The sequence below is a fragment of the Microcoleus sp. Pol1C5 genome (genome assembly GCF_036701115.1).
GTDB lineage: Bacteria > Cyanobacteriota > Cyanobacteriia > Cyanobacteriales > Microcoleaceae > Microcoleus.
Map to the genome: position 1 here is coordinate 1 of NZ_JAUBQE010000128.1, position 3,202 is coordinate 3,202.

General features: G+C 45.7%; 5 protein-coding genes. 1 reads left to right on the top strand and 4 read right to left on the bottom strand.

Annotated elements, in window-relative coordinates:
* The coding region (locus tag QUA23_RS30670) for a CHAT domain-containing protein (protein WP_333079648.1) at window positions 1–309 on the top strand (309 nt) is incomplete at its 5' end.
* A gap of 666 nt (window positions 310–975) precedes the next feature.
* Here the strand turns inward: QUA23_RS30670 and QUA23_RS30675 are convergent.
* The 4 genes from QUA23_RS30675 to QUA23_RS30685 form a co-directional block, all read right to left on the bottom strand.
* Window positions 976–1,215 (bottom strand): tetratricopeptide repeat protein, encoded by a 240-nt coding sequence (locus QUA23_RS30675; RefSeq protein WP_445243542.1) that lies wholly within the window; start codon window positions 1,213–1,215, stop codon window positions 976–978.
* A gap of 221 nt (window positions 1,216–1,436) precedes the next feature.
* Window positions 1,437–1,937, bottom strand: a complete 501-nt coding sequence (locus tag QUA23_RS30680) for a hypothetical protein (RefSeq protein ID WP_333079650.1) — start codon at window positions 1,935–1,937, stop codon at window positions 1,437–1,439.
* Window positions 1,938–2,069: 132 nt separating this feature from the next.
* Complete coding sequence (locus tag QUA23_RS31250; RefSeq protein WP_445243541.1) at window positions 2,070–2,780, bottom strand: transposase; 711 nt, start codon at window positions 2,778–2,780, stop codon at window positions 2,070–2,072.
* An 18-nt stretch (window positions 2,781–2,798) separates the two neighbouring features.
* A partial coding sequence (locus tag QUA23_RS30685) for a hypothetical protein (RefSeq protein ID WP_333079652.1) occupies window positions 2,799–3,202 on the bottom strand: 404 nt, incomplete at its 5' end.

Consider the following 3,202-nt stretch of genomic DNA (forward strand, 5'->3'; position numbering starts at 1 on the left):
AGTAAAGGTACAGAGCCAGTGGAGTTGCTCGCACTCACGGCTTGTCAAACGGGTATAGGAGATGACCGTGCGACACTGGGTATGGCTGGCATTACGGTGCAAGCAGGCGTCAGAAGTGCTTTGGCTTCTCTTTGGTATGTTGATGATGCTTTTACACAAGAATTAGTCGCTAAGTTTTACGAGAACTTGGGCTTGCAAATGAGCAAAGCAGAAGCCCTAAAGGAAGCACAGAAGGCGCTGGTCGATCGAAACAAGAATATACACCCCGCTAAATGGGCCTCCTTTATCCTTATCGGTAACTGGCTGTAGAATAGAGCGGAATAAGGTTGGTTGTTGTTGTAATTGTCAGCAACAAAAAGCGGCTCGATCTAATATTATCTCTTTTTTGTCACTTCGGGCGAGAGTATAGCGGTAGGGTGCGTCGCTCATTGATAGTCGTAAATAATCAGAATTCTGGCGGCGACGCACCCTACTTTAATTAGAATAGGAGTAGGATAATAATTTCGGCGTTGCTGAATACAAGTATGAATTCAAGTTTTCGGAATGGCTATAAGCCAAGTAAAGTGAGTTTTGTAACATCAAGCGAAAAGTTTATTCATACGCCAGAATCAGCAATGCCTTACCTGTTTATCTTGCCCACTTTTTTTGGGCGCACGATCACATAACCAGGCTGTGCAACCTTTCTGCACTTATCCAGCAAGCCCTAAATACCTAACACGCCACACCCGAAGGCTAGAGCAGGATAGGTTCATAACCTGAGCCAGGGCGGAGAACTGCTACAGCTTCATTAAGATGGGGAACTTTTGGGAGTGGGGAACTGTGACGATAACTTCGCCACTAAGGTGTGATTCCTTGTCGAGTGTGATGCGGTAGTCATTCTCAATACTTCCATAACTAATGGCCAACACTTCCCCCTCCTTCCCATGATGCAAGCCATTATCGAGAACCCGTACCCGATCACCAATCTGAAGCTCTTTATGATGACGTTTGATTGCGGGAGTTGAGGGTATTGGCTTTACCACTGCAATCGCCTAATGCCCGAAAAAGGGTCAGGGACTGGTTGTAATACTCTAGCGCTTTCTGCTTTTCTCCTAAATCTGAGTAGACTAAGCCGATGTCGAGGAGGGTGTTGGCTTCCCCACTGCGATCGAGGAAGGTGTTGGCTTTACCACTGCGATCTTTGAGTGTCCGAAAAAGGGTCAGGGACTGGTTCAAATACTCCAGCGCTTTCTGCTTCTCTCCCAAATTTGAGTAGACTCTGCCAATGCTGGTGAGGGTGTTAGCTGTTTCATCCTCATACCTAATTACATCGCCAACTCTCTATACAAACGCAAAGCTTTCGCAATCGATTTGAAAGTCGTGTGGTTTGACTCTGATGAGCGATCAAACTTTGCCGGTGCTGAACAACCATTATTCAAAGCGAGATCCTTAAAATCTCATGTTTTTTCAACCTTCCATCCAGCCTGACTCCCCACTTTGCCAGTTCGGATGAATACAAAAGCGCCCCGCTTGAATCGATCGCCGCTGGGCTTCACTCCGATGAGGGTTCTAACTTCGGCAGTCGATAGAATCCAACCGGAGGCGATCGCCTGTTCCAACGCTGCGTAATGTTGCAGAGGGTCGCGAGTTGCTCCAATGTGCCGAGCGATCGCCTCGATGAGTTCAAGAAAGTTTTCTCTGTCTTGATTTATAGCTGTTGCGGTCGCAGGTTCGATCGCTTCTGTTTTGAAAATTTCGGTGTGGCTACTCTCAAAATCAGATAGGCTGCCGCCAGATTTTAGATGCTGGTTTAACTTGTCCAGTTTGTCCAGTTGGTCACTGGATATTTTGCCTCGGGCAACTGGTTCGATCGATAAAGCTTTTATGCGATCGTACACAGATTGCTTGCTACTTAGATTGTAGCGGTCTTGCAGGCTGGCGATCGGGTAAGTTTCCATGTCCAGTCACTTGTCCAGTTGGTACTGGACAAATTGTAACTCGGATTAGTCCAGTCGCTCACTGGACAAGTGACTGGACTAAAAAAAACCTTTTTTATGGGAGGTAGAAACGCCTTGCGAGACGTTTATAGATTAACAATGGAGTAGCGCCTGCAATTGCTCAGCGTTCAATCCTTGCAAGCTTTCTAGTTTTTCAGCCATAACAGCCAGAAACTTCTCAAATTTTGGGCAAGTTTGGCACAAAGCTAAGTCACCGGGAAGCTGACACGTACAATCCCAGTGTCCCGGAGCATAAAATGATCGTCCACATTTATAACATGAATATCGCTTTTTTCCATTAGCCAAACCCTTGCTTTTAATATGAGCGCTTTGACAGTGAGGACAAACCGAAGCCAATTGAGACGCCGAAGATAGTTGCCAACTGGATAACGCCTCTTGTCTTGCCACTTGAGCACGTAAATCTTTTAATTTTAGTTGAGATTGAGCCTCCGAAAGAAGAGCGTCCAATTCCTCTCGATTTTTATTGTGTAACCCACGTACCTTCTCTTTTAGAGCCGGCAGGAATTCTTGAAAAGAGGGGCAATCTTGGCATTTGGGCAAAGTTCCAGGATTTTGGCAACGACAATCGAATTTCGCTATCTCCGTAAATGAAACGCCACAGCCTCGACAAATATAGCGCCGAGTTCTATTCTCGGTGTATCCTCGCCCAGCCACATGGCGAGAATCACATCGGGGACACTGTAAGCCCTCAGATTGAGCCTTGGGCTGCCAATGAGGGAGAGCCTGCTGCATCGCCACCTCAGAGCGCAGTTTAGTGAGGTTAAATAGGTCTTGGATGTTCATAAACTTGACCGGGGTAATTTAGTTGGATAGTTTTAACTCAATCGATTCAACCACACCAGACCGAACCGTAATGCGCTCCACTAACAGCGGGAAAATTTTGACTTTTTCGTCGTTAGAAAGCGTGTGCCAAATCGCCAAATTATTACCTGCGTGAATAATTTCGGCAGCGGTTTGATTTTCAAAATCCTTAGTTGCAAAAGGATTCAAAAGTTTTTCAATTTCTTGAAGAGTCTTGTCTTTAATCGCCTCAATATCGGGGTCAAAGGTAGAAATTTTTTCTAAGTTTTCCAACTTTTCTTGTAAAGAGCGCAATCGGGGGTTTGGCTCAGGCTCTTTTTTGGGAGGCGGAGTTTCTGGCTCTAATTGAATCGTAGTTGCAGCTTCCAGAAGTTTTTTGATTAATTGTTGCTCAATCACAGATT